Annotated in this window: 21 protein-coding genes and 2 pseudogenes; 14 read left to right on the top strand and 9 right to left on the bottom strand. The window is 73.5% G+C overall.

Features of this window, described 5'->3' with window-relative positions; genetic code table 11:
• Positions 1-132: 132 nt before the first annotated feature.
• The gene (locus PAI11_RS20735; RefSeq protein ID WP_040601222.1) at positions 133-1,269 is read right to left on the bottom strand and encodes an acyl-CoA dehydrogenase family protein; all 1,137 of its coding nucleotides are present in this window, start codon (positions 1,267-1,269) and stop codon (positions 133-135) included.
• Between the two features lie 214 nt (positions 1,270-1,483).
• Here PAI11_RS20735 and PAI11_RS20730 point away from each other — a divergent pair, with 214 nt between their 5' ends.
• The 6 genes from PAI11_RS20730 (at position 1,484) to PAI11_RS20705 (ending at position 7,593) form a co-directional block, all read left to right on the top strand.
• Positions 1,484-3,145, top strand: coding sequence for an acyl-CoA synthetase (locus PAI11_RS20730; protein ID WP_007578388.1), 1,662 nt, complete (start codon positions 1,484-1,486; stop codon positions 3,143-3,145).
• On the top strand, positions 3,142-3,861 hold the full coding sequence (locus PAI11_RS20725; RefSeq protein WP_007578387.1) for a TetR/AcrR family transcriptional regulator: 720 nt from the start codon (positions 3,142-3,144) through the stop codon (positions 3,859-3,861). Before PAI11_RS20730 ends, PAI11_RS20725 begins: the two co-directional genes overlap by 4 nt.
• Before the next feature lie 203 nt (positions 3,862-4,064).
• Positions 4,065-5,261 carry a lipid-transfer protein gene (locus PAI11_RS20720; protein ID WP_007578386.1) on the top strand — a complete coding sequence of 399 codons (1,197 nt, stop codon included), beginning with the start codon at positions 4,065-4,067 and terminating at the stop codon, positions 5,259-5,261.
• 42 nt (positions 5,262-5,303) lie between these two features.
• A complete protein-coding gene (locus PAI11_RS20715; RefSeq protein ID WP_007578385.1) occupies positions 5,304-5,738 on the top strand; it encodes a type II toxin-antitoxin system Rv0910 family toxin in 435 nt (144 codons plus the stop codon).
• Positions 5,739-5,758: 20 nt separating this feature from the next.
• Entirely contained in the window at positions 5,759-6,622 is an 864-nt protein-coding gene (locus tag PAI11_RS20710; RefSeq protein WP_007578383.1) for a MaoC/PaaZ C-terminal domain-containing protein, read from the top strand.
• An 80-nt stretch (positions 6,623-6,702) separates the two neighbouring features.
• A complete protein-coding gene (locus PAI11_RS20705; protein WP_007578382.1) occupies positions 6,703-7,593 on the top strand; it encodes an SDR family oxidoreductase in 891 nt (296 codons plus the stop codon).
• A 98-nt stretch (positions 7,594-7,691) separates the two neighbouring features.
• Here PAI11_RS20705 and dcd read toward each other — a convergent pair whose 3' ends face one another.
• Positions 7,692-8,303: a dCTP deaminase gene (gene dcd / locus PAI11_RS20700; protein WP_040601213.1), complete on the bottom strand. Its 612-nt coding sequence runs from the start codon at positions 8,301-8,303 to the stop codon at positions 7,692-7,694.
• A 314-nt stretch (positions 8,304-8,617) separates the two neighbouring features.
• Between dcd and PAI11_RS20695 the strand changes: the two genes are divergently transcribed.
• The 6 genes from PAI11_RS20695 to PAI11_RS20670 are packed head-to-tail and all read left to right on the top strand — an operon-like array spanning position 8,618 to position 17,111.
• Positions 8,618-9,940 (top strand): MlaD family protein, encoded by a 1,323-nt coding sequence (locus tag PAI11_RS20695; protein ID WP_244406578.1) that lies wholly within the window; start codon positions 8,618-8,620, stop codon positions 9,938-9,940.
• A complete protein-coding gene (locus PAI11_RS20690) occupies positions 9,937-11,367 on the top strand; it encodes an MlaD family protein (protein ID WP_040601211.1) in 1,431 nt (476 codons plus the stop codon). The genes PAI11_RS20695 and PAI11_RS20690 overlap by 4 nt, the downstream gene beginning before the upstream one ends.
• A complete protein-coding gene (locus PAI11_RS20685; RefSeq protein ID WP_007578378.1) occupies positions 11,364-12,746 on the top strand; it encodes an MlaD family protein in 1,383 nt (460 codons plus the stop codon). The genes PAI11_RS20690 and PAI11_RS20685 overlap by 4 nt, the downstream gene beginning before the upstream one ends.
• A complete protein-coding gene (locus PAI11_RS20680) occupies positions 12,743-14,386 on the top strand; it encodes an MlaD family protein (protein WP_007578377.1) in 1,644 nt (547 codons plus the stop codon). Before PAI11_RS20685 ends, PAI11_RS20680 begins: the two co-directional genes overlap by 4 nt.
• Positions 14,383-15,654 (top strand): MlaD family protein, encoded by a 1,272-nt coding sequence (locus tag PAI11_RS20675; RefSeq protein ID WP_007578376.1) that lies wholly within the window; start codon positions 14,383-14,385, stop codon positions 15,652-15,654. The genes PAI11_RS20680 and PAI11_RS20675 overlap by 4 nt, the downstream gene beginning before the upstream one ends.
• Positions 15,651-17,111, top strand: coding sequence for an MlaD family protein (locus PAI11_RS20670; protein ID WP_007578375.1), 1,461 nt, complete (start codon positions 15,651-15,653; stop codon positions 17,109-17,111). The genes PAI11_RS20675 and PAI11_RS20670 overlap by 4 nt, the downstream gene beginning before the upstream one ends.
• Positions 17,112-17,166: 55 nt before the next feature.
• Here PAI11_RS20670 and PAI11_RS20665 read toward each other — a convergent pair whose 3' ends face one another.
• From PAI11_RS20665 to PAI11_RS28225, 4 genes and pseudogenes are all read right to left on the bottom strand, one after another.
• The gene (locus PAI11_RS20665) at positions 17,167-18,123 is read right to left on the bottom strand and encodes a PfkB family carbohydrate kinase (RefSeq protein WP_007578374.1); all 957 of its coding nucleotides are present in this window, start codon (positions 18,121-18,123) and stop codon (positions 17,167-17,169) included.
• A gap of 42 nt (positions 18,124-18,165) precedes the next feature.
• Positions 18,166-18,654, bottom strand: coding sequence for a PaaI family thioesterase (locus PAI11_RS20660; RefSeq protein ID WP_007578373.1), 489 nt, complete (start codon positions 18,652-18,654; stop codon positions 18,166-18,168).
• A pseudogene (locus tag PAI11_RS28230) lies at positions 18,651-19,103 on the bottom strand (DUF4872 domain-containing protein); the annotation flags it as partial. The pseudogene PAI11_RS28230 and the gene PAI11_RS20660, both read right to left, overlap by 4 nt.
• Before the next feature lie 109 nt (positions 19,104-19,212).
• Positions 19,213-19,431 (bottom strand): annotated as a pseudogene (locus PAI11_RS28225) (BtrH N-terminal domain-containing protein); the annotation flags it as partial.
• A 67-nt stretch (positions 19,432-19,498) separates the two neighbouring features.
• On the opposite strand from PAI11_RS28225, the gene PAI11_RS20650 reads away from it, so the two are divergent.
• Entirely contained in the window at positions 19,499-20,110 is a 612-nt protein-coding gene (locus PAI11_RS20650) for a TetR/AcrR family transcriptional regulator (protein ID WP_040601207.1), read from the top strand.
• 31 nt (positions 20,111-20,141) lie between these two features.
• Here PAI11_RS20650 and PAI11_RS20645 read toward each other — a convergent pair whose 3' ends face one another.
• Together PAI11_RS20645 and PAI11_RS20640 are read right to left on the bottom strand one after the other, a co-directional pair.
• A complete protein-coding gene (locus tag PAI11_RS20645; protein ID WP_007578370.1) occupies positions 20,142-21,212 on the bottom strand; it encodes a hypothetical protein in 1,071 nt (356 codons plus the stop codon).
• A 41-nt stretch (positions 21,213-21,253) separates the two neighbouring features.
• Complete coding sequence (locus PAI11_RS20640) at positions 21,254-22,654, bottom strand: MFS transporter (protein WP_007578369.1); 1,401 nt, start codon at positions 22,652-22,654, stop codon at positions 21,254-21,256.
• 69 nt (positions 22,655-22,723) lie between these two features.
• Between PAI11_RS20640 and PAI11_RS20635 the strand changes: the two genes are divergently transcribed.
• The gene (locus PAI11_RS20635; protein WP_007578367.1) at positions 22,724-23,674 is read left to right on the top strand and encodes a LysR family transcriptional regulator; all 951 of its coding nucleotides are present in this window, start codon (positions 22,724-22,726) and stop codon (positions 23,672-23,674) included.
• 24 nt (positions 23,675-23,698) lie between these two features.
• Here the strand turns inward: PAI11_RS20635 and PAI11_RS20630 are convergent.
• Positions 23,699-24,488, bottom strand: a 790-nt coding sequence (locus PAI11_RS20630; RefSeq protein WP_138974456.1) for an ATP-binding cassette domain-containing protein, incomplete at its 5' end; no start/stop codon positions are given.

Raw genomic sequence — 24,488 nt, 5'->3', positions numbered from 1 at the left:
CACGACCGTCCAGCCGGCGCCGAGCCACCACCGACCCACCAGCCGGCCACAGCCAGCGCCGAGCCACGACCGTCCAGCCAGCGCCCCTCGGAGCGGCCCCCGCCCGCCGCCCACCGAGACCCGCCACAGGCCCTAGCCCAAGTCCATCCCGCGGCCGATGATCTCCTTCATGATCTCGTTGGTGCCGGCGAAGATCTTGGTGATCCGGGCGTCGGCGTAGGCCTTGGCGATCGGGTACTCGGTCATGTAGCCGTAGCCGCCGTGCAGCTGGACGCCCTCGTCGACGACCCGGCAGAGCAGGTCGGTCGAGGAGTACTTGCCCATCGCGGCGTGCTCGATCGAGAGCTTGCCCTCGACGTGCTGGGCCAGCTGCCAGTCGGCGAACAGGCGCGCCTTGACGCACTCGGTCTTCAGCTCGGCGAGCTTGAAGCGGGTGTTCTGGAACTGGCCGATCGAGCGGCCGAACGCCTTGCGCTGGCGGACGTAGTCGATCGTCAGGCCGAGCGCGGCCTCGGCGCCGGCGGTCGCGTTGAGGGTCAGCGTCAGGCGCTCCTGGGCGAGCTTCTGGACCAGGTACATGAACGCCATGCCCTCGTCGCCGATCAGGTTCTCGACCGGGACCCGGGCGTCGTTGAAGAACAGCTCGGCCGTGTCCTGGCTGTGCATGCCGAGCTTGTCGAGCTTGCGCCCGCGCTCGAAGCCGGGCGTGTCGCGTTCGATCCCGAGCAGGCTCAGGCCCGCCTCGGTCTTGACCGCCGTGACGACCAGGTCGCTGTTGATGCCGTTGGTGATGAAGGTCTTCGCCCCGTTGACGACGTAGTGGTCGCCGTCGCGGACGGCGGTCGTCTGGATCGCCTGGAGGTCGGATCCGGTGCCCGGCTCGGTCATGGCGACGGCCAGGATCGTCTGGCCGCTGACGCACTTCGGCAGCCAGCGCTGCTTCTGCTCCTCGTTGCAGAACGAGATCAGGTACGGCAGGACGACGTCGTTGTGGAGCATCACGCCGGCGCCGAGGCCCCGGCAGTCGGCCCGCACGACCTCCTCGCCGAAGACGGCGTTGAAGCGGAAGTCGTCGATCCCGGCGCCGCCGTACTGCTCCGGCACGGAAAGGCCGAGGAAGCCGTTCTCGCCGGCCTTCAGGAACGCCTCGCGGTCGACGATCCGCTGCTCCTCCCAGCGGGCCTCGTGGGGCGCGATCTCGTTCTCGAGGAAGCGGCGGGCGCTCTCGCGGAACGCCTTGTGGTCGTCGTCGAAGATCGGCCGCTCCATCTCGCCGCCCACGAGCTTCCACGCCTCGCTGTCGTGGGAGATCGCGGGAGCGGTGGCGGCGGCGCTGGGCTCGAGGGTGCTGCTCATGGTGGGCGTCCTTGGTCGCGGGCCACCCGGGCGATCGCTCGCGGCGCGCCGGACGGGGTCCCGGGGGTGGGTCGTGCGCCGAAAGATACCAACCCGACGGTTTTTTTCATCGTGTACGCTCACCGGCATGCTCTGCCGGATCGCGCGCGCGGCGCCCGCCGTCCCGAAGAAGATCGCCTCGCGCGGGGCGGACGAGGCGGCGTACCTGCGCGCCCTGGTCCAGTCGGGCTTCGTGCGGGCCGATCGGCCGGCGGTGATCGCGGGGGCCCTGCGGACGATCCGCGCCGAGGGGCCGCTGGGGGCGGCCCTCGCGCTGCCGCTCGGCCGCCATCCGGACCGGACCGCGATCATCGACGAGCGCGGGTCGCTCACCTACGCGCAGCTGGAGCAGCGGACCAACGCGCTCGCCAACGCCTGGCGGGACCGCGGCGTCCGCGCCGGCGACGGCGTCGGGCTGATGATCCGCAACCACGCCGGCTTCGTCGAGTCGCTGTTCGCCGCCTCCAAGCTCGGCGCCCGGGCGATCTTCATGAACACCGACTTCGCCGGCCCGCAGCTGGCCGAGGTCTCGGCCCGCGAGGGCGTCAAGCTGCTCGTCTTCGACGACGAGTTCGCCGCCCACGTGGCCGCCGTCGACGCGCCGCTCGGGCGGGTCCGGGCCTGGGTCGAGGAGGCCGCCGGCGCGGTCGACGCCGACGCCACGATCGAGGAGCTGATCGCGAGCGGCGATCCGACGCGGCCGCCGGCCCCGGAGGAGCACTCGTCGCTGATCATCCTCACCAGCGGCACCACCGGCACGCCGAAGGGCGCCCGTCGCCAGCAGCCCAAGAGCCTCTCGACGCTCGGCGGCCTGCTGACGAGCGTGCCGCTGCGCAGCGAGGAGGCGACGGTCGTCGCGACGCCGATGTTCCACGCGCTCGGCCTGGCCCACGCGATCCTCGCCGCGGGCCTCGGGTCGACGATGATCCTGCGCCGCCGGTTCGACCCGGCGCTGGCCGTCGAGGACGTCGCGAAGCACCGCGCGACCGGCCTGATCGTGGTCCCGATCATGCTGCGCCGGTTCCTCGACGCCTACGACGAGGCCGGCCGCAGCGCCGACCTGTCGTCGCTGCGGGTGGTCTTCGTCGCCGGCTCGCAGCTCGGCGGATCGCTCGCCACCCGAGCGCTCGACACGCTCGGCGACGTCCTCTACAACCTCTACGGCTCGACCGAGGTCGCCTACGCGACGATCGCCCAGCCCCGGCACATGCGGATCTCGCCCGACAGCGTCGGCCCGGTCGTCCGCGGGGCCCGCGTGCGGATCCTCGACGACGAGGGGCGCGACGTCCCGCGCGGGGTCACCGGCCGCGTGTTCGTCGGCAACGGCATCCCGTTCGAGGGCTACACCGGCGGCGGGGGCAAGGAGAGCATCGGCGGCCTGCTGTCGTCCGGCGACGTCGGCCACTTCGACGCCCACGGCCTGCTGACGATCGACGGCCGCGACGACGACATGATCGTCTCGGGCGGGGAGAACGTCTTCCCCGGCGAGGTCGAGGAGCTGCTGGCCGGGCAGGACCAGATCGCCGAGGCCGCGGTGCTCGGCGTCGACGACGAGCGGTTCGGCAAGCGGCTGCGGGCCTACGTGGTCCTGCGCGAGGGCGCGGCGTTGAGCGAGGACGACGTCAAGCAGCTGGTCAAGGTCAACCTCGCCCGCTACAAGGTCCCGCGCGAGGTGCTGTTCCTCGACGAGCTGCCGCGCAATCCCACCGGCAAGGTCCTCAAGCGCAAGCTGCAGGAGGTGGACGCGTGACGCCACCACGTCCCCGGCAGGCCGGCAAGGCGGCGAACCAGGCCGGCAAGGCCGCGCAGAAGGCCGTCCGGCGGGCGGTCTCCGGCGGCCGCGCGAGCAACGGCCGCGGCGGCGACGGGGCTCGGCGGACCCAGGAGGAGCGGCGCGCCGAGACCCGCGGCAAGCTGCTCGACGCCACGATCCGGAGCCTGGTCGAGGTCGGCTACGCCGGCACCACCAGCCGCTACGTGGCCGAGCTGGCCGGCGTCTCGCGCGGGGCCCAGACCCACCACTTCCCGCACCGCCTCGACCTGGTCGCCGAGGCCTACGAGCACCTGGCCAACGAGCGGATCCACGCGATGGCCGACAAGGTCGCCGCGCTCCGCGACGAGGGCTTCTCGGTCGGCGAGCTGCTCGACGTCGTCTGGGCGGACTTCTCCAGCGACCTCTTCGAGGCCGGCACCAAGATCTGGATCGCGGCCGCCGACGACCGCGAGCTGCGCGAGCGGCTGCTGCCGGTCGAGCGGCGGCTGCGGCGGATGATCCGCGAGACGATCGCCGGGCTCGCCGGCGAGCTGGCCGACGACGCGCTGCTGATGGCCAAGCTCGACCTCTGCATCAGCACCCTCCGCGGACTGGCGCTGGCCGAGGCGTTCGAGCCGCGGGCGGCGCCGTCGCGGGCCAGCCGCTGGGCGCTCTACCGGCCGCTGCTGGAGGACCTCGTCGGCGAGGTCTGATCGCGGCTCGCCGGCCGCCGGCCCGGGACGGGGATCCGCGGCGCCGAGGGCGATCGCGACGTCGGCAGAAAAGAAACCGGCCCGACTGTTCAAAAAAACCAACAGGTCTGTATCTTATCCGCGGCACCCCTGATCGACGTCCGTTCGCGGCCCCGTCCGCGTCGGCTCGAGGGGATCCCGAACCAGAGAAGGAGCGACCCACGGTGTCGAGCAAGAAGGTCTACGTCGTCGGCGTCGGCATGACGAAGTTCGAGAAGCCCGGCCGGCGCGAGGACTGGGACTACCCGCAGATGGCGAAGGAGTCGGGCACCAAGGCGCTGCAGGACGCGGGCATCGCCTACGACGAGGTCGAGCAGGCCTACGTCGGCTACGTCTACGGCGAGTCGACCGCCGGCCACCGCGCGGTCTACGGGCTCGGCCTGACCGGGATCCCGGTCTTCAACGTCAACAGCAACTGCTCGACCGGGTCGAGCGCGCTGTTCCTCGCCGCGCAGGCGATCCGCGGCGGGCTCGCCGACTGCACCCTGGCGCTGGGCTTCGAGAAGATGCAGCCCGGCTCGCTCGGCTCGACGTTCAACGACCGGACGCAGCCGATGGACCGCCACATCGACCTGCTGGCGCAGATCTCCGAGGTCAGGTTCCCGCCGGCGCCGTGGATGTTCGGCGCCGCCGGCCGCGAGCACATGCAGGAGCACGGCTCCGAGCCGGTCCACTTCGCCAAGATCGGCGAGAAGAACCACCGCCACTCGGTCAACAACCCCTACGCCCAGTTCCAGGACGAGTACACGCTCGACGACATCCTGGCCGCGAAGGAGATCTACTCGCCGCTGACCAAGCTGCAGTGCTCGCCGACCTCGGACGGATCGGGCGCGGCGATCCTGGCCAGCGAGGACTTCGTCGACCGCCACGGCCTGGCCGGCCAGGCGGTCGAGATCGTCGGCCAGGCGCTGACGACCGACTTCGAGACGTCGTTCAGCACCCGCAAGGCGAAGGACGTGATCGGCTACGACATGAACGTCCAGGCCGCGCGCCAGGTCTACGAGCAGTCCGGGCTGGGACCCGAGGACTTCCAGGTCATCGAGCTGCACGACTGCTTCTCCGCCAACGAGCTGCTGCTCTACGAGGCGCTCGGGCTCTGCGACGAGGGCGACGCCCCGCGGCTGATCGACGACGGCCAGACCACCTACGGCGGCAAGTGGGTCGTCAACCCGTCGGGCGGCCTGATCTCGAAGGGCCACCCGCTCGGCGCCACCGGCCTGGCCCAGTGCGCCGAGATGACCTGGCAGCTGCGCGGCACCGCCGACAAGCGCCAGGTCGACGGCGTCGAGGCCGCGCTCCAGCACAACATCGGGCTCGGCGGCAGCGCCGTCGTCACCGCCTACCAGCGGGCCGAGCGCTAGCTCCGAACCGCCAACACCACGACAGTCGAGGAAACCAGCACCATGGGCAAGATCAGCGCCAACGTCACGATCCCCGCGACCCCGGAGACGGTCTGGGAGCAGATCGTCGATCCGAGCAGCTACGAGAAGTGGCTGACCATCCACACCAAGTGGAAGGGCGACATCCCCGTCAAGTACACCAAGGGCGCCACGGCGACCCAGGTGGTGACGATGCTCGGGATGCCGAACACGATCACCTGGACCGTCGACGAGCTCCAGGAGGGCCAGGGGCTGACGATCTCCGGCGAGGGGATGGCCGGGGTCAAGACGACGTTCGCCTTCGCGCTGGCGTCCGACGGCAACGGCGGCTCGAGCGCCACGATCGAGGCCGAGTTCGTCGGTTCGATGATCACCGGCGCGCTCGGGAAGGCCGTCGAGAAGGACGGCGAGAAGAACCTCAACGAGTCGCTCGACAAGCTCGCGGCGCTCGTCGCCTGAGGCCGGAGGGAGCTGCCGCGATGTCCACGCAGGTCGAGCGGTTCAACGCCGCGGGGCTCGACGTCTGGACCGAGGAGAAGCGCTTCGAGGTCACGCGCGAGCGCCTGGTCGAGTACGCGAAGGCGACCAACGACCCGATCCCGGCGCACCTGGCCGGCGACGTGGCGAGCCCGGTGTTCGCCATCGTCCCGGTCTTCGAGGCGCTGACCGAGCCGGCGCTCGAGGTCGTCCCGCTGAGCTTCTTCGGGCGGGTCGTCCACGGCGAGCAGGACTTCGTCTTCCACCGGCCGATCGCGCCGGGGGAGACGCTGGTCTCGCGGGCCAAGATGACCGGCTACGAGGGCCTGCCGAACGGCACCCGCGGAACCGTCTACCTGGAGACCCGGAGCGAGGACGGCGAGCTCGTCAACGAGCAGTACGTGACGCTCTTCGTCCGCGGCGTCGACGCGGGGGAGGCGGCCGGCGTGCTCGGCCCGGTCTTCCCGTTCGACGAGGCGCTGCGCGAGCAGCCGCCGGTCGCCGAGGTCGTCCAGCACGTCGACGACGACCAGACGTTCCGCTACGGGCCGGCGGCCGGGGACCCGATGCCGATCCACCTCGACGACGAGATCGCCCGCGACTCCGGGCTGCCGGGGATCATCGCCCACGGCCTCTGCACGATGGCCTTCACGTCGTGGGCGGTCCTGACCGAGCTCGGGGGCTCGGACGTCGGCCGGCTGAAGCGGCTGGCGGTCCGCTTCTCCAAGCCGGTGCTGCCGGGGCAGGACCTGCGGACCCGGGTCTGGCGCGTCGGCTCCGCCGACGGCGTGACGACCTACCGCTACGAGACCTCCGTCGGCGACGACCTCGTCGTCCGCGCCGGTCTGGCCGAGATCGCGGACTGACCCAGCGGTCGCCCACCCCGCCCGGCGGCGCACCCCGCCGGGCGGGTCCGCACCACCAAACGCAACAGGAGACGTGAGACATGGGAGCACTGGACGGCCGCGTGGCGGTCATCACCGGCGCGGGCCGCGGCATCGGCCGTGAGCACGCGCTGCTCTTCGCCCGCGAGGGCGCCAGCGTCGTGGTCAACGACCTCGGCGGCGCCAACGACGGGTCGGGCAGCGACGCCGGCCCGGCCCAGGAGGTCGTGGACGAGATCGTCGCCGCCGGTGGCACGGCGGTCGCGAACACCGACGACATCGCGACCTGGGACGGGGCCAAGGGCCTGATCGACCAGGCCGTGACCGAGCTCGGCGGCCTCGACGTCGTCGTCAACAACGCCGGCATCCTCCGCGACGGCTTCGTCGCCGCGCTCGGCGAGGCGGAGTGGGACGCGGTGATCGCGGTCCACCTGAAGGGCCACTTCGCGGTCCTGCGCCACGCGGCCGAGTACTGGAAGGCCCAGTCGAAGGCGGGCAACCAGCCCAACGCGGCGGTCATCAACACGGCGTCGGCGTCGGGGACGACGGTGCCGAACGCCGGCCAGGCGAACTACGGGGCGGCGAAGGCCGGGATCGCGGCGATGACGCTGGTCGCCGCCGCCGAGCTGGAGCGCTACGGGGTGCGGGTCAACGCGATCGCGCCGATCGCCCGCACGCGCCTGACGCTGGCGACGCCGGGGATGGGGGCGATCTTCGCCCAGGAGGTCGAGGAGGGCGAGCACGACCTGTTCGCGCCGTCGAACATCTCGCCGCTGGTCGCGTACCTGGCGACCGCGGACTCGACGGTCACCGGCAAGGTCTTCGCCGTCCAGGGCGGGTCGATCCAGGAGCTGGTCGGCTGGCAGGTGGCGAAGGAGATCGAGACCGACGGTCCCTGGGAGATCGGCGACATCGCGTCGCGGCTGCCGGTCGCGGAGCCGGTCGCCGGCTGACGTCGGCCGGATCGGATCGCCGCGCGCGCCGCGCGGCAGGCGGGGCCCCGGGGACCGGGGTCCCGCGGTCGTGGCCGGGTCCCGAGGACCCGATCCCGCTAGTCCCCGGCGCCGGCGACCCGCGCGGGGCCGTTGCCGGGGACGCGGGCGGGACCACCTTCGTAGCGGCTCTCGGTCGCCTCGACCTGGCCGTGGTAGTGGCTGCCCAACTCGGGGTGGCCGTAGGGCCGCTCGGCCGGGCGGTCGAGGGTCATGATCGACAGCTGGGCGATCGGCAGGCCGGGCCGCAGCAGGATCGGCACCCGCGTCAGGTTGGCCAGCTCGAGCGTCAGGGTGCCCTTCCAGCCCGGGTCGCAGAAGCCGGCCGTCGCGTGCACGATCAGGCCGAGGCGGCCGAGCGAGCTCTTGCCCTCGATCCGCGCGACCAGGTCGTCGGCCAGCTCGACCCACTCCTCGGTCCGACCGAGCACGAACTCGCCGGGGTGGATCACGAACGGCTCGTCGTCCTCGACCACGACCTGCTCGGTCAGGTTGGCCGGCGGATCGGCGAGGTCGATCGATGTCACCCGGTGGTTGTGGAAGACCCGGAACGAGTTGCCCAGCCGCAGGTCGACCGAGGCCGGCTGCACCATCCCGTCGTTCCATGGGGTGATCCGCAGGCGCTCGTCGGCGATCAGCTGGCGGATCGACGCGTCGGACATCACGGGCATGGCGAAAGCCTAGATGGTCTCCCGCAGTGTGCGGTGTCGACGCCGCACCGCGGGCATCCGGGGAGATCGCGAGCGGCATAACCGATTCCCAACCGACGGGCCGGAAATGGCGTCCCAGCGAGATGCAGGCCGTACCGCCGGTCGCAAATCCCGCGCAAGGCCCCGTTCGCCGGCTGGTACCGGGTTGCGTGACATCCCTCCACAAACGTAGGATGCCGCGCCGAGGAGAGCGTTCGTGACGGCATTGGTGTCCGTCGCCGCTCGTTGGGGTTTCTGTGGGAGCGCAAATCACCCGGATCGTCGTCGCTGCAGTCGTGGCCGTTGTCGCGGTGCTCGTCGTCGTCCTGACGCTCGGGAGCGGCAGCTCCTACTCGGTGATCGCCCAGTTCCAGGACGCCGGCCAGCTGGTCAAGGGCAACCTGGTCAAGGTCGGCGGCGCGACGATCGGCACCGTCGGCGACGTCCGCCTGGGCGACAACGGCCAGGCCGAGATCGTCCTCAAGATCGACGATGGCGAGTTCAAGCCGCTGCACAAGGGCACCCGGGCGGTGCTCCGCAACAGCTCGCTGTCGAGCGTCGCCGGTCGCATCGTCGTCCTGGAGCCGGGCCCGAACAACGCGCCGGAGCTGAAGGACCAGGGCCTGATCCCGGCGATCGACACCCGCTCGGCGACCGACGTCGACCAGGTCCTCAACGCGGTCGACACCAAGGGCCGCCAGTACCTGCAGGACGTCGTCCGCGGTGGCGCGACCGCCTTCGTCGGCTCCGAGGCGGCGACCAACCAGCTGCTGGAGCGGCTCTCGCCGGCGCTCGGCCAGACGCGCCTGACGCTCGAGGAGCTGACGAGCGACGAGCCCGCCCTGCAGCGGCTGATCGCCAGCAGCGCGGCGGTCTCCTCGACCTTCGCCTCGAGCAAGGACGACCTCGAGCAGGGCCTCGTGGCCGCCGCGGCGACGCTGCGGGCGACCGCCGACGAGCGCGACGCGCTGCGGCGGACGATCGAGCGCGGCCCGGCCTTCCTGCGGCGGGCGAACTCGACCTTCGCAGGCAGCCGGACGCTGCTGAACGAGGCGCGGCCGCTGCTGCGCGAGACCCGCCCGCTGGCGCCGAAGCTGGCCAAGACGCTGCGGATCGTCCAGCCGCTGGCCGCCCAGACCAAGCCGCTGCTGCGGGACGTGCGGGCCGCGATCCCGGACCTCTCCGACGTGCTGCGGCGGACGCCGAAGCTGGCCGACCAGACCGTCCCGTCGCTGACCGAGCTGACCCGTGCGCTGGTCGGGGCCAAGCCGATCGTGACCGAGGTCCGCCGCTACGCGCCGGACGTCGTCGCCGGCCTCTCGACGAGCTTCGGCGGCAAGTCCGCCGGCTACTACGACGCCAACGGCCACTACGGCCGGATCGGCCTGACGATCAGCGACGGCGCGCTGCCGGATCTGCTGCGGCCGCTGCTCGGCGGGCTCGTCGACACGCTGGCGCCGCTGCTCGGGTCGGGCATCAGCGCCCCGCAGACGCACGTCGTCAACCGCTGCCCGGGCTCGGCCACGCAGGCCGCCGCCGACGGCTCGAACCCGTGGCCGGAAGGGTTCGCGGGGACCTGCGACCCGAAGCAGGTCAACCTGGGCGGAGGGACCCCGTGATCGGGCGTCGCCAGCTGCTGACGGTGGCGGCCGTCGCCGCGCTCGCGCCAGTCCTGAGCGCCTGCGGCGGCTCGGGCGGCAGCGACGGCACCGTGCGGATCGACGCGATCTTCGACAACGCCTCGTTCGTCGGCACCGGCCAGGACGTGCGCGTGGCCGGGGCCAACGTCGGCAAGGTCTCCGACGTCACGCTGACCGGGGACCGCCGGGCGCGGATCTCGATGAACATCGACAAGAAGTTCACGCCCTTCCGCGCGAACGCCGACTGCACGATCCTGCCGCAGTCGCTGATCGGTGAGAAGTTCGTCGAGTGCGACCCGGGCCGGCCCGACCAGCCCGAGCTGGTCAAGGGCAGCGATCCGGCGCCGACCGTGCCGCTGGACAACAACTCCAGCCCGGTCGACCTCGACCTCGTCGTCGCGATGCTCGGCCAGCCGACCAACGTCCGCTTCCAGCTGCTGACCAACGAGTTCGGCGCCGGCCTCGCCGGCCGCGGCGAGGACCTCTCGGCGGCGATCCGCCGGGCCAACCCGACCCTCAAGTACGCGCGCCAGACGCTCGACGTGCTCGGAGCCGACAAGGCGGCGCTCGGTCGCGTGATCGAGGCCACCGACGAGATCCTCGGCGAGCTCGACCGGCGCAAGGACGACCTGGCCGGGACCTTCGAGGCCAGCTCGAAGGTGCTGAAGGTCTCCTCCGACTACCGCGCCGCGCTCGACCGCGCGCTGAAGGAGCTTCCGCCGACGCTGCGCGACCTGCGCCCGGCGCTGCAGTCGCTGCGCGACCTGACCCGCGACGCCACCCCGACCCTGGCCTCGCTGCGGCGGGCGTCGCCGTCGCTGCGCCAGCTGGCCGGCGACCTCGAGCCGCTCTCCGACGCCGCCCGCCCGGCGCTGCGCAGCCTGGCCAAGGCCGCCCGGGTCGGCGTGCCGGTCCTCCAGCGCGCCGCGCCGCAGCTCGAGCGCCTGCGGCAGGTCGTCGCCTCGCTGGCGCCGATCGCGCCGCTGGCCGGCGACCTCAACCGCAGCCTCAGCGACAACGGCGTCCCCGAGCTGCTCTCCCTGTTCGTCTTCAACGTCTCGATGGCCACCGCCCGCTTCGACAGCGTCTCGCACATCCTGCCGGCGCACGTGAACCTGGGCGGGACCTGCATCGCGGTCTCGTCGCAGCCGCAGGCCGGCTGCTCGGCGAAGTTCGCCGACGAGGGCACCCCGGCCGCCACCGGCCACGCGGTCCGCCAGCTGTCGAGCACGCCGCCGGGGGCCACCGGTCGCGCCGCCACCCGCCGGGCGCCGAGCGGCAGCGCCTCGACCGCTGGCTCGACGACCCGCTCGGCCGGCTCCACCGCCGGCCGCACGGCGCCGCAGGGCGCGCGCGACACCAACGCGGCCCAGCGGGCCGCCGCCGCCGCGGGGGCGGGACGATGAACCGCCGGCGGACCTCCCTGGCCGGCAGCCCGGTGCTCGTCGGCGCCGCGACGATCCTGGTCGCGCTGGTCGCGATCCTGCTGTCGTACAACGCCAACTCCGGCCTGCCCTTCATCCAGACCTACGACATCACCGCGCGGGTCGCCGACGCCAAGAAGCTGACGACCGGCGTCGACGTCCGGATCGGCGGCAAGCGGGTCGGCCAGATCAACGGGATCACGGCCGAGGCGACGAAGGACCACAAGAGCTTCTACGCCCAGCTCGACCTGAAGCTGGACCAGACCGTCGCGGAGCTGCCGGCCGACACCAAGCTGCGGATCCGCCCGAAGAGCGTCATCGGCGCCAAGTACGTCGAGCTGATCCCGGGCACGAGCAAGAAGACGATCCCGATCGGCGGGGTGATCCAGGAGGACCACACCAGCGCCTCGGTCGATCTCGACGAGGTCACCGGCCTCTTCGACTCCGGCCTGCGGCAGTCGTTCCGCGGGGTCGTCAAGGAGGCGTCCAACGGCGTCGCCGGCCGGGGAGCCGCCTTCAACCAGGCGCTGGCGATCCTGCCCGACGTGCTGGAGAAGGCCAGCCGCTTCCTGCGGACGGTCGCCGATCCCCGCACCGATCTCGGCGGCCTGATCCGCGGCGCCGACGCGACGACCCAGGCGGTGCTGCCGGTCACGAGCGACCTCGGGCGCCTGTTCGTCGGGGCCCGGATCACCTTCGAGGCGCTGGCCGCCGAGAGCCCGGCGCTGGCCCAGGTCCTCCAGCTCACGCCCGGGACCCTGACCGAGGCCCAGCGCGCCTCGCGCGAGCTGACGCCGGTCCTGCGCGACGCGGCCGCCCTGGCCCGCGAGCTGCGCCCGGGCACCGAGCAGCTGCCGGCGACGGTCAAGGCGCTGCACGGCGTCACCGTCCACGGCGTGCCGGTCCTGCGGCGCGCGCCGGTGCTCGGCAAGGAGCTCGAGGCGACCCTGAAGACGCTCGACAAGAACCTCTCCCAGGAGTCGACGACCGCCTCGCTGGTGATGCTCAAGCCGATCGCCGAGGAGCTGCTGCCGACGCTGCGGACGGTCGTCCCGGCGCAGACGCGCTGCAACTACGTCGGGCTCTTCGCCCGCAACGCCGGCGACGTGGTCGGCGAGGGCGACCGCAACGGCAACTGGTTCCGCCTGATCCTGCTGCTGTCGCCCGCCCAGATGCTCGGCAAGGCCGCGACGCCGGACCCGGACCTGCACTACAACGTCTACCCGGACGCCGACAAGGGCACCTGCGAGCTGGGCAACGAGCGCTACCTGCCCGGCCGGCGGCTCGGCCCGGTCGGCGGCGGTCCGACCACCAACCCGCACACGACGGCGCCGGCCGGCTCGGCGAAGGGGCCCCGATGAGTCGCCGCGGTCGCAAGCCGGTCCATCAGCGCTCGGTCGGCCAGATCGTGCGCTCCAACGTCCGCTGGGGCCTGGCCACCGTCCTCTTCGCCCTCGCCGTCGTCTACCTGGTCTTCGGCGGCCCGCTGCCGGGCGGCGGAGCGCGCGAGGTCCACGTCGTGACCCGCGACGCCGGAGCCCTTCGTGTCGGCCCGGCGACCAAGGTCCGGATCGGCGGCGTCGACGTCGGCAGCGTCAGCGACATCAAGGCCGTCGAGGACCACCCGGGGCTGTCGGAGATCACCGTCGAGTTGAAGGACGACACGCCGGTGATCCGGCGCGACGCGACGGTCAAGATCCGTCCGCGGCTGTTCCTCGAGGGCAACTTCTTCCTCGACATCAACCCCGGCTCCCCGGGAGCGCCGCCGCTCGGCGACAACCCGATCCCGCCGGGCGCGACGACGATCCACGTCGCCTTCGACGAGGTCTTCAGCGCCTTCGACGGCAACGCCCGCGACAACTTCAAGCAGGCCCTCAAGGGCTTCGGCGAGTCGCTCAAGAACGGCGGCGGCGAGTCGCTGGGCGAGCTGATCCGCGCCAGCCCGCCGGCCCTCGGCGACTTCGCCGTCGTCAGCGAGGCCACCCGCGGCGAGCGCCCCGGCGACCTCCGCCGGCTGGTCCGCTCGACCGGCGACCTGCTGCACGTCTTCGACCAGCACGAGGCGAGCCTGCGCGGCGTCCTGCACGACGGGCGCCGGACCTTCCAGGCCTTCGCCGACAGCCAGGCTGACCTGCGCGCGACCTTCGCGGAGCTCGATCGGACGACCGCCCGCGCGATGCCGGCGCTGGCGAAGCTCAACGCCGTGATCCCCGAGGCCCGCGCCCTCGTCCGCGACGCGCGGCCGCTGGTGCGCCGCCTGCCGGCGACCCTCGACCTGGCCAACCCGGCGCTCAACGCGCTGCTGTCGCTCGCCCGCTCGGGCAAGGTCCAGGGCCTGCTCGCCGAGCTGCGCCCGACGCTCCGCAGCCTCAGCGTCACCGCCGATCCGCTCGGCACGGTGATGGACGACCTGCGGCCGGTCTCGACCTGCCTCTGGAAGAACGCGCTGCCGGTCCTCAACGCCCCGGTCCCGGACGGTGCCCTGTCGACCGGGATGCCGGTCTACCGCGAGCTGCTCTCGAGCCTCATCGGGCTCGGCTCCTCGACCTCGAACTTCGACGCCAACGGCCCCTGGACCCGCTACATCGTCGGCCTCGGGAACCAGCTGCTGTCGTTCGGCGGCGGCTCGCGCGACCTCCAGGCCCGCGCCGACCAGCCGATCGCCGGCTCGACCCCGACGCCGGTCTCGCCGCCGCCCTTCCGCGGCGACGTCCCGTGCGAGAGCCAGCCGGTCCCGAGCCTGCGCGCGACGCCGCACGCCTACGTCGGCAAACAGACCACCGACCCGATCGACCGCGGCAAGCTGTCGTCGACGATGGAGAGCCTGCTGCGGACGGCCAAGTCGATGACCCCGGCCAAGATCAAGCAGCTCGAGCAGCAGCTGCAGTCGACGCTCGGCGATCCGGCCGCGAAGGCCGACGGCGCGAGCGGTGCCGCCACGGGCGCGAGCGACGCGTCCCAGGCGTCGCAGGCCGCCGCGCAGCAGGGGGTCGGTCGATGAAGACGATCCGGATGGCGCTCCGCCAGTACTGGTGGGCGGTCGCGGTGATCGTGGTGGCGATGGTCGCCTCGCTGGTCGTCGCCGGCTACCTGCTGGAGAAGCAGCGGCTGCCGCTGCCGTGGGACAACGTCTACGAGGTCAAGGCCGACTTCGCGTCCGGCCAGGCCGTGACGCCGGGCCAGGGGCAGGCGGTCGCGGTCGCCGGCGTCAGCGTCGGCGAGATCAGCGACGTCAAGCTGCAGGACGGCCACGCGACCGTGACGCTGCGGATCGAGCGCGACAAGCTGCCGAGCATCCGCCGCGACGCGACCGTGATGCTCCGTCCGCGGACCGGTCTCCAGGACATGACGATCGAGCTGGACCCCGGCTCGAGCAAGGCCCCCGCGCTCCATGCCGGGGACACGATCCCCGAGGCCCAGGCGATCTCGCAGGTGCAGCTCGACGAGGCGCTCGCATCCCTGGACTCCGATTCGCGGGCCTACTTCCAGCAGCTGCTGCAGGCGACCGCGAAGGGCTTCAACGGCAACGAGAAGGTCCTCCGCGAGATCCTGCGGGTCGGCACCCCGACCGCCAAGCAGACGCACGCGGTGCTGAGCGTGATCGGCGAGCGGCGAGCGGCGCTGAAGGGCGTCGTCACCCGCCTGGGCCGGCTGTCGGACGCGCTGGTCGACCACGACCAGGCGGTCGGCGACACGCTCGATCGGGCCGCGGTCACGCTCAAGACCTTCGCCGGCCGCGACCAGGAGCTGAAGCAGGCGCTGGCGCTGTTCCCGAGCACGCTGCGGCTGACGGGCGACACGCTCGACGACGCCGGCAGGTTCGCCGACGAGCTCGGCCCGACGTCGCGGGCGCTGCGGCCGGCGCTGCGCGACACGACCAAGGCGCTGCCGAAGATCGAGCCGCTGCTGCGCGAGCTGCCCGGCGACCTGCGACCGGTCAAGACGCTCGCGACCCAGGGCCTGCCGGCCGTCCGCAACCTGCGTGCGACCGTCGAGGCGCTGCGACCGCAGCTGCAGGACCTGGACGACAGCGCCAAGGTCCTGCAGCACGTGGTCAACGTGCTCGGCTACGACGCGCCGGGCGCGCCCAAGCCCTACTCGTACTACCTGGCCTGGTTCGCGCACAACGCGAACTCGATCTTCTCGACCCAGGACGCGCACGGGGTCGGCTGGCGGGGCCAGCTGATCCTCAGCTGCAGCTCGTTCTCCTCCGACGCCGCGCTCGGACCGATCGCGGGCGTCCTCGACGCATTGGGGCTCTGCAAATGAACAAGCAGGGACCGAGCTTCGGGCAGATCGTGGTGATGGTGGCGTTCGCGCTGTCGTGCTTCGGGCTGCTGCTGTTCCTCTGGACGAGCTTCGGCGGCCCGGTGCCGCTGCGGCCGAAGGCCTACCAGGTCACGACCGAGTTCCAGAGCGGCTCGCAGCTGGCCAGCTACGCCGACGTGCGCGTCAGCGGCGTGACGGTCGGCAAGGTCGTGAAGATCGAGAAGCTGCAGGGCTCGGCCAAGGTGACCCTGCAGATCGAGCCGAAGTTCGCGCCGCTGCCGCGCGACACGCGGGCGACGCTGCGGACCAAGACGCTGCTGGGAGAGACGTTCGTCGATCTCTCGTTCGGGTCGCGGCGGGCCGCGGCCGCGCACAAGCCCGGGTCGTTCATCGAGGAGGGCGGGAACCTCCCCGGCAAGCAGGTCCAGCCGACGGCGGAGCTCGACCAGATCCTCGACGCGTTCGACGATCGCACGCGCAAGGACCTGCGGGGCCTGCTGACGTCGCTGGCCAAGGGCCTCGACGGTCGCGGCAAGGACTTCAACACCGCGACCGGCCAGTTCCCGCAGACGCTCGAGGCGGCCGACAGCCTGCTGAGCCTGCTGAACCGGCAGTCGGCGGAGATCCAGTCCGGGACCCGCGATCTGGGGCAGACGTTCCAAGCGGTCGGGCGGCGCGCGGGCGCGGTCCAGGAGCTGACGCGGTCGGGTCGCGAGATCGTCGACACGACCTCGCAGATCACGGGGCCGCTGCGCGACACGGTCCACATCCTGCCGACGTTCCTCGACGAGACCCGCAAGACGCTGGCGGTCGCCCGCGGCGCGGCGCGGGACGCCAAGCCCGCGCTGGCGGCGCTGCGGCCGGTGACGCCGCTGATCCGCCCGGCGCTGCAGGACCTGGCGGTCGTGGCGCCGCAGCTCGAGAAGACGCTGATCGAGATCCGGCCGGTGCTGTCGCAGGTCACGACGGGGCTGCCGGCCCTGCGGCGGATCCTCGACTCGACGGGGCCGCTGATGGACATCCTGTCGCCGGTCAGCCAGGACCTGCTGCCGGTCGCGCAGTACCTGAGGGCCTACCGCCGCGAGATCCCGATCGTGTTCGCCAACAGCGCGGCCGCGATCGAGTCCAAGCTGCCCGACCTGAAGGGCGTCCGCCGCAGCGTGCTGCGCCAGACGCTCCCGATCAACGACGAGCTGCTGCTGGGCAACACCAGGCCGCTGCCGACCAACCGCTCCAACCCCTACCCGCTGCCGGGGACGCTCGACCTGCACGGCACGGGCCGCGCACCGTCGTTCTCGTGCCGCAACACGTCGAACCCGGCCGGCCTGCTGACGCTGCTGCTGGGGGCCTCGGGAAACCAGCCGTGCGTCCAGCAGGGCCCGTACGCGCCGCCGGGTGGCAAGAAGGGCCAGTACCCGCGGCTGCAGCCGATCAAGCCGGTCCTGCCGAGCAAGTAGGACGGCCCGGCGCGTGGCCGGCCGCGGGTGGCGCGGCCGGCCGGGTGCCGCGGGCTCAGCCCCGCAGCGGGACCGTCACGTCGGTGAAGCTGATCAGCGAGTCGAGCTTGGCGACGCGCTCCAGCAGGGCGTCGCCGGTCAGCTCGAACAGCCGCTCGGCGCCGAAGCCCTCGACGTTGTGCGACGCGGTCGCGGTGCCGTAGACCAGGGCCGCGGCGAGCACGTCGCGGTCGACGATCAGCGACGGGTCGGCGGCCAGCCGCGCCGCGACGTAGCCGACGACGCCGCCGGCGAAGGTGTCGCCGGCACCGGTCGGGTCGACCACCGACTCGAGCGGGAAGACCGGGACGGTGAAGCCACCGCCATCGGCCGTGAACAGCTGAGCGCCGTAGCTGCCCTGCTTGGCGATGATCGAGCTCGGCGCCTGATCCCAGCCGAAGATCGCCTGCGCCGCGCTGTAGGTCGTGCGGGCGCCGGTCAGCTGGGCCAGCTCCTCGTCGTTGAGGATCAGGCAGTCGACCTCGCCGATCGCGGCGACGAGGTCGTCGCGGGCGATGTCGATCCAGAGGTTCATCGAGTCCAGGGCGACCCAGCGGGCCTTCGTAGCCTGGGCGCGGACCGCGCGCTGGATCGCCGGGACGATGTTGGCCAGGAAGAGGACGTCCGCCTCGGCGCTGGCGGGGGAGAGCTTCGGCTCGAAGGTCTCGAACACGCCCAGCTCGGTGGTGATCGTGTCGCGGGTGTTCAGATCCTCGTGGTAATGGCCCTTCCAGAAGAAGGTCTTGCCACCGGCGACCCGCTCGACGTCGTCGGTGTTCGTGCCGCGGGTGCCGAGCAGCGCGACGTCCTCGTCTCTGTAGTCGTCCCCGACCGGCCCGACCACGCGGACATCGGTGAAGAACGACGCCGCCTGGGCGAAGTGGAACGCCGCGCCACCGTGGATCCGGTCGCGGCTGTCGGTGGGGGTCGAGACGGCATCGAACGCGATCGACCCGACGACGGTGACGGTCATGGTCGGCGACCCTAGCGAGCCACGGCCGGCGCGGCGGCGCCGCTAGCGCTCGGCGGGGGCCGATCGGGCCTCCGGCCAGCCCTCCCAGGTCTCGGGCAGCGGCTCGCCGCTGCGGCGGAAGTGCTCCAGGTCGACGCCGAGGAACAGCGCCCGCGCCTCGGCGATCGTCGTCTCGCCGTCGCGGACGACGCCGTGCAGGTGGATCTTGCGGCCGTCGATGCCGGTGCACGATGCCTCGACCTGCAGCTCGCGGCCGAGGTAGGCCGGCTGGCGGTAGTCGATGTTGAGGTTGGCGGTGACCGCGGGCCGACGCAGGAGCATCAGCACGCTGCCGAGCGCGTCGTCGAGGACGGTCGCGACGGCGCCGCCGTGGGCGATCCCCGGCGCGCCCTCCTGGCGGCGGTCGAAGCGGACGCTGGCCACGATCCGGTCCTCGGCGGCCCGCATCCGCAGGCCCATCCCGGCCGGGTTCTCGCTGCCGCAGCCGAGGCAGTTCGGGTGGTGCTCCAGGAAGCCGTCCTCGCGGATCATGCGCACGCCTCCAGCGCCGCGACGGCCTCGCCCTCGAGCCGGGCGATCGCCGCGACCGGCTCGATTCCGGCGCCGTGATCGCCGGCCCCGGCGGCGTCGGCGAGCGCGATCCAGGCGTCGGAGAGGACGCGGTAGCGGCGGCCGGCCTCGGCGACGGCGCCGTCCTCGAGCTGCGCCGCGGCCTCCTCCAGGAACCCGGCCTGGAGCGAGCGGAACATCGCCCCGCCGGTCCCGGCCTTGACGATGAACACGCGCAGCCCGCCGAGCGCGTCCGGCAGGTCGTCGCCGAAGCGCGCGGGCCAGTCACCGTACGAGCGCGTCAGGTGCGCGACGCCCTCCAGGCCGGTGCCGCCGGGCAGGCCGGCCAGCGGGTTGCCGGCGTGGCGCATGTTGCGCACGACGAGCGCGGCGGCGGCGCGGACCGCCGGCGCCAGCGGTGGCAGTCGCGCCGGCCAGCGGTAGACGAAGGTCGCGTGGCGGTTCGGTCCCGGGAACGCGTCCGAGCTGCGGGGCGATGTCGCGCTCCAGGTCGGCGGTGCGGCCGACCAGGTAGACGGGCGGCGCCGGCGCCGGGACCTCGTCGAGGTAGAGGAACCCGAGCCCGCCGGAGAGGCCGAAGACCATCGCCTCGCTGAGCGGGCCGCGGCCGTGGTCGAGCCCGTGGAACTCGAGCAGGTCCCGCAGCGCGCCCGAGCCGCAGTGGCCGGCCCGGCGGTGGGCGAACGGCGGCGGCTCGGTCACCGGCGCGGCGGGGATCCCGGGGCTCGACGACGTCATCCCGGCAACGTACAGCATGTTTCCCCGATCGGTGAAATTCGCCACCGATGGGCCTATGCTGGTGGCGATGGGGGAACGGGCCAGCAGCGATCGTCGGACCGAGAAGGCGGATCGGATCGTCGAGGCCTGCCTGCGCTGCCTGGCCCGCGACGGCTACGCGGCGACCTCGATCGCCAGCGTCGCCCGCGAGGCCGGGATCGACAAGCGGCTGGTCCTCTACTACCACGAGACCCGCGAGCAGCTGATCGAGCGGGTCGTGCAGCGCGTCGGCGACCGGCTCGTCGCCAGCGTCCAGGCGGCCACCGCCGGGATCGACGATCCGGAGCAGCGCCTGCAGGTCGGCTTCGACCGGCTGTGGCGCAGCCTGACCACCGATCGCGCGCTGCTGGTGGCGTGGCTCGGGCTGCGAGCCGAGGCGATCACCGATCGCCGGCTGCGGGCCTCGGCCGGGTTCCTCAACGACCGCCTGCACGAGCTGGTCGCCGAGGCCGCCCGCTCGGCCGAGGCGCGGGGGCTGCGGCTGCGGATGGCGGTCGGCCCGCTGACGGTGCTGACCGTGGCGGCGCTGCAGGGCCTGGTCCTGGAGTGGCTCGAGGACGGCGACACGCCCGATCTGCGGGTGGCGATCGCCGACCTCCAGGCGTGGCTGGCCTCGCGGGCGCGCCCGGTGCCGGCCTGACCGACGCGGGCGCGCCTCCGGCCGGCGGCGCTCAGCGCAGGCCGCGGAAGGCGTCCCAGGCCGGGCGGGCGGTGCCGCCGGCCCCGCGCAGCCCGGACATCCAGCGGTGGTCGCCGGCCGGGTCGCGCAGCTGGTACCAGACGAAGGTCCGGACGCCCGCCCGGCGGGCGGCGGCCCACGCCGACCGCAGGTACCGCGCCGCCGCGGCGCGGGGGACGTCGCGGGCGCCCGAGGTCCGCAGCGCGTACTCGGTCACGTGCAGGTTGCGGGCGGCGGCGGGCGTGATCCGGCCCGCCCGCGCCAGCATCCGCAGCTGGCGGCCGACCGCCGCCAGGTTGCCGATCGTCCACTCGTCGGGATCGGCGACCGGCGTCCGGGGATCGGGACGCAGGAAGTCGTAGGCGTGGACCGCGAAGCCGTCGGCCCGCAGCCGCGTGCGGCAGCCGGCGGTGGCGGTCAGCGAACGGCCCCGCTGGTCGACGCAGAGCGCGCGCCGCAGGAACAGCCCCGGCATCGTCGAGCCGCCGCCGGCGCTGGCCTGGGAGGAGGTCTCGCCGACGAGCACCGGCACGTCGGGCAGCTCGGCCTTGATCGCCGCGTAGCCGCTGTTGGACAGGCGGACCCAGTCGCGGGCGCGGCGCTGCGGCCACATCGAGCGGAAGTTCGGCTCGTTGAAGGTCATCACCGCGGCCAGCGGCACGTCGCCCTCGCGCAGGCTGGCGGCGAGCGAGCGCATGAAGGTCCGGTAGCGGCGCGCCCCGGTCGCGCTGAGTCGCCAGCTGGCCGGCTTGCTGCGGGCGATCGGGGAGTAGATCCCGACCATCAGCCGCGCCCCCGAGCGGCGCGCGTCCTCGCCCGCGGTCCGCAGCACCGCCGACGTCACCGGGTCGATCGCTCGCGTCCGCGTGTCCCAGCGCACCAGCGTTCGCACGGTCCGGACCCGCGCCGAGCGGACGTCGCGCCAGAACGCGGCCCGCACGGTCGGATCGGCGGCATGGAGCATCCCGTCGTCCTGCAGGCCCTTGTCGAGGGCGGCGGCCGGCGTCGCGGTCAGCAGCGACCCGAGCAGGACGACGAGGAGGGCCAGCGGCGGCACGCGCATGCGGCGGCAACGGTAGGGCACCGGCAGCCGCGAGCGCGTCGTCACGCGGGTCGGCAACCGGCCTGGGCCGCGGCCGGCGCGACGTCGGCGGAGCGCCCGCGGCCGGCCAGGAGCGCCCCGACCGCGGTGGCCAGCAGCAGCGCCGTGGCGAGCCCGACGGCCAGCCGCAGCCCCGGATAGAAGCCGCCGCCGGCCACCAACGCGCCGAACCCGGCGACGCCGAGGGCGCTCCCCAGCTGGCGGGTCGCGTTCTGCAGCCCGGCCGCGGCGCCGGTCACCGACGGCGGCGTGACCGACATCAGCACCACCGGCATCGACGACGCCGCGAACCCGGAGCAGTAGCCGGCCGGCGCCATCAGCAGCGCGGTCGCCCAGACCGGGACTCCCGGCGCGACGCTCAGCTGGAGCGCCAGGCCGGCGGCCGTCGCGGCGACGCCCAGCACCATCAGCCGAGCCGGTGCGCGGCGTCCCATCATCCGTCCGAAGGTGACGTTGCCGAGCGGTGCGCCGAGCGCGAACGGCAGGAACGCGACGCCGGCCATCAGCGGCGAGAGCCCGTGCTGCTGCTGGAAGAGCAGGCCGATCGCGAACAAGCTGCCGTAGATCGCGACGCTGAAGACCATGCCCGCCGCGAGCACGGCCAGCGCCAGGCGGCTGGCGAGCAGCGGCCGGGGGAGCACCGCCGAGCGGCCGCGTCGCTCGAGCGCGCCGAACGCCGTCGCCGCCAGCAGCGCCAGGGCGGCCGGGACGAGCGCCACGGCCTGCGTCGGGCCGCCGTGGCCGGCCTCGATGATCGCCACCGTCAGGAACGCGCCGGCGAGCGTCGCCAGCACCTGGCCCCCGAGGTGGATCGGCGCCGCGGTGCGCGGCGTCTCGCGCATCCGCAGGGTCGCCCAGAGCGCGAATGCGCCCGGCAGGACGTTGGCGACGAAGACCCAGCGCCAGCTCAGGCCGCTGGTCAGGGCCCCGCCGATCAGCGGCCCGAACGCGATCCCCAGCGACGCGACGGCCGACCAGGCGGCGATCGCGCGCCCGCGTGCCAGCTCGCTCGCCTGGGAGTGACGGACGAGGGCCAGCGACGCGGGCAGCGCGAGCGCCGCGGCGAGCCCCTGGAGCACCCGGAACCCGATCAGCGCCTCGGCGGTCGGTGCGACGGCGCAGAGCAGCGAGGTCGCGACGAACCCGGCCATGCCGAGCCGGAACGCCCGCCGGGCGCCGATCCGGTCGCTGATCGCGCCGGCGGCGAGCAGCCCGCCGGCGAGCGCGACGAGGTACCCGTCGACCGTCCACTGCAGCCCCTGCAGCGAGGTGCCCAGCGCGCTGCGGATGCTCGGCAGCGCGACGTTGACCGCCGTCGAGTCGAGGATCACGAGGAAGAAGCCGATCGCGGCCGCGGCGACGGTCAGGCGGTCCTCGATCGGCCTGGGCTGGGCGTGGGACATGCGATCGAGTCTGCGCTCCGGCGGCCGACGACGGAAATGCCGATCGCGGCCCGTCTATGATCGGGATGCATGAGTGTCGAGCTTCGCCTGCTGGCCGCGTTCGTGGCCGTCGCCGAGGAGGGCACGTTCACCGCGGCCGCGCGAAGGCTCACCGTCACGCAGCCGGCGCTCAGCCGCCGGATCGTCCAGCTCGAGCGGCAGCTGGGCGTCGCGGTCCTCCGGCGGACGACCCGCAGCACCGAGCTGACCGCCGCCGGCGAGGCGCTGCTCGACCACGCGCGCACGGCGATCGCGAGCGCCGAGGCCGGGGTCCGGGCCGCGCGCGAGGCCGCCGACATCGACGCCGCGCGCGAGCTGCGCGTGGTCCTCAGCCGCAACCGCGACGGAAGCGTGCCGGTCGCCGCGCTCTCCGGCCTGCGCGCGCGGTTCCCGGCCCTGACGGTCGCGGTCGACCGCAGCAAGACGGGGCCGGCGATCCGGGCGGTCCTCGAGCACCGCGCCGACGTCGCCTTCGTCCGCGGGCTGCCGGATGACGCCGACGAGCACCTGCGGACCGAGGTCGTGCTCCAGGAGGAGCTGCTGGCGGTCCTGCCGGCCGGCCATCCGCTGGCCGCCGCGGCCACGGTGCCCGTCGAGCGGTTTCGGCGCGAGCCGGTCGTCTTCTTCTCCGGGGAGGACGAGCTCTGCACGCCCCACACCGTGCGCGAGCTGTGGGGCGAGGAGGCGTCGGTGCCGTCGCGCGCGGTCGCGCTGCGTCCGGACATCGACGCGATGATCGAGGAGGTCGCCGCGCGTGGCGACGCGCTGACGATCGCCTACGCCTCGAACGTCGCGCGGGCGCAGTCGCTCGGCCTGGTCGCCCGGCCACTGGCCCCGGCCCGGTTCCGGCCGCTGTTCCTCGTCCGTCGCCGCGACGATCGGCGGCCGCACGTCCTCGGCTTCGTCGACCAGGTGCGGTCCGCGACGCGCGACCAGTCGGCGGCGCGGGCGGCGGTCCCGCCGCTGCGCTCGGTCGCCTGACCCGGCGGCCCGACGCGCTCCCGCTCAGGCCAGGCGCCCCTGGGCCGAGACCGTCACGCAGCGGTCGGCCAGGGCGGCCTCGGCGTCGCGGTGGGCGATCAGCAGCGCCCCACGGGAGGAATCGGCGTCGAGCAGCCGCCGCAGCAGCGCGACGCCCTCCTCCGGCGGCAGCTGGCTGACCGGCTCGTCGAGCACCAGCAGGCGAGGCCCGCCGTCGGGACGGCGGCCCGCGAGCAGGGCCCGGGCGACGCCGATCCGCTGCCGCTCGCCGCCGGACAGGTGGCCTCCTCGCTCGCCGACCGGGGTGTCGAGCCCGTCGCGGAGGCCGTCCAGCCATGCTCCGGCACCGGCGTCGCGGAGGGCCTGGCGGAGCGCGTCGTCGTCGGCGTCCGGCAGCGCCAGGCGCAGGTTGGCGCGGACGTCGGCGTCGAACAGGTACGGGTCCTGGGGCACGTGGAGGATGGTCCGGCGCAGGACGTGGGGGTCGACCTCGTCGAGGGGGCGGCCGTCGATCGTGGCGGCTCCGTGCACGGCGCCGACCGGCAGCAGGTCGACCAGCAGCTCGCCGATGGTGCTCTTGCCGGATCCGCTCGGGCCGACGAGCGCGACCCGCTCGCCGTCGCCGATCCGCAGGGTCGCGTCGCGCAGCACGGTCCGCGGGCCACGGCGCACGGTCACGCCGTCCAGCACCACGGTCGCGGCGGGCAGCGCCGCCACGTCCGCCGTGCCCCCTCGGCCGGGCGCCTCGCCCAGCAGCGCGTCGACCCGGGCGACGGCGTCGGCGGTTGCGCGCAGCTCGCGAGCGGCGGCCGGC

This window comes from Patulibacter medicamentivorans (assembly GCF_000240225.1).
Taxonomy (GTDB): Bacteria; Actinomycetota; Thermoleophilia; order Solirubrobacterales; family Solirubrobacteraceae; genus Patulibacter; species Patulibacter medicamentivorans.
Note: the sequence above shows the minus strand (reverse complement) of the source record. Positions and strands in the feature narration are given on the sequence as shown.

Bases quoted from the DNA above. Each gene is read 5' to 3' on its own strand.
- PAI11_RS20735 (WP_040601222.1), bottom strand. From the start codon at position 1,269: ATGGAGCGGCCGATCTTCGACGACGACCACAAGGCGTTCCGCGAGAGC.
- PAI11_RS20730 (WP_007578388.1), top strand. From the start codon at position 1,484: ATGCTCTGCCGGATCGCGCGCGCGGCGCCCGCCGTCCCGAAGAAGATC.
- PAI11_RS20715 (WP_007578385.1), top strand. From the start codon at position 5,304: ATGGGCAAGATCAGCGCCAACGTCACGATCCCCGCGACCCCGGAGACG.
- PAI11_RS20710 (WP_007578383.1), top strand. From the start codon at position 5,759: ATGTCCACGCAGGTCGAGCGGTTCAACGCCGCGGGGCTCGACGTCTGG.
- PAI11_RS20705 (WP_007578382.1), top strand. From the start codon at position 6,703: ATGGGAGCACTGGACGGCCGCGTGGCGGTCATCACCGGCGCGGGCCGC.
- dcd (WP_040601213.1), bottom strand. From the start codon at position 8,303: ATGCCCGTGATGTCCGACGCGTCGATCCGCCAGCTGATCGCCGACGAG.
- PAI11_RS20685 (WP_007578378.1), top strand. From the start codon at position 11,364: ATGAACCGCCGGCGGACCTCCCTGGCCGGCAGCCCGGTGCTCGTCGGC.
- PAI11_RS20680 (WP_007578377.1), top strand. From the start codon at position 12,743: ATGAGTCGCCGCGGTCGCAAGCCGGTCCATCAGCGCTCGGTCGGCCAG.
- PAI11_RS20675 (WP_007578376.1), top strand. From the start codon at position 14,383: ATGAAGACGATCCGGATGGCGCTCCGCCAGTACTGGTGGGCGGTCGCG.
- PAI11_RS20670 (WP_007578375.1), top strand. From the start codon at position 15,651: ATGAACAAGCAGGGACCGAGCTTCGGGCAGATCGTGGTGATGGTGGCG.
- PAI11_RS20665 (WP_007578374.1), bottom strand. From the start codon at position 18,123: ATGACCGTCACCGTCGTCGGGTCGATCGCGTTCGATGCCGTCTCGACC.
- PAI11_RS20660 (WP_007578373.1), bottom strand. From the start codon at position 18,654: ATGATCCGCGAGGACGGCTTCCTGGAGCACCACCCGAACTGCCTCGGC.
- PAI11_RS20650 (WP_040601207.1), top strand. From the start codon at position 19,499: ATGGGGGAACGGGCCAGCAGCGATCGTCGGACCGAGAAGGCGGATCGG.
- PAI11_RS20645 (WP_007578370.1), bottom strand. From the start codon at position 21,212: ATGCGCGTGCCGCCGCTGGCCCTCCTCGTCGTCCTGCTCGGGTCGCTG.
- PAI11_RS20640 (WP_007578369.1), bottom strand. From the start codon at position 22,654: ATGTCCCACGCCCAGCCCAGGCCGATCGAGGACCGCCTGACCGTCGCC.
- PAI11_RS20635 (WP_007578367.1), top strand. From the start codon at position 22,724: ATGAGTGTCGAGCTTCGCCTGCTGGCCGCGTTCGTGGCCGTCGCCGAG.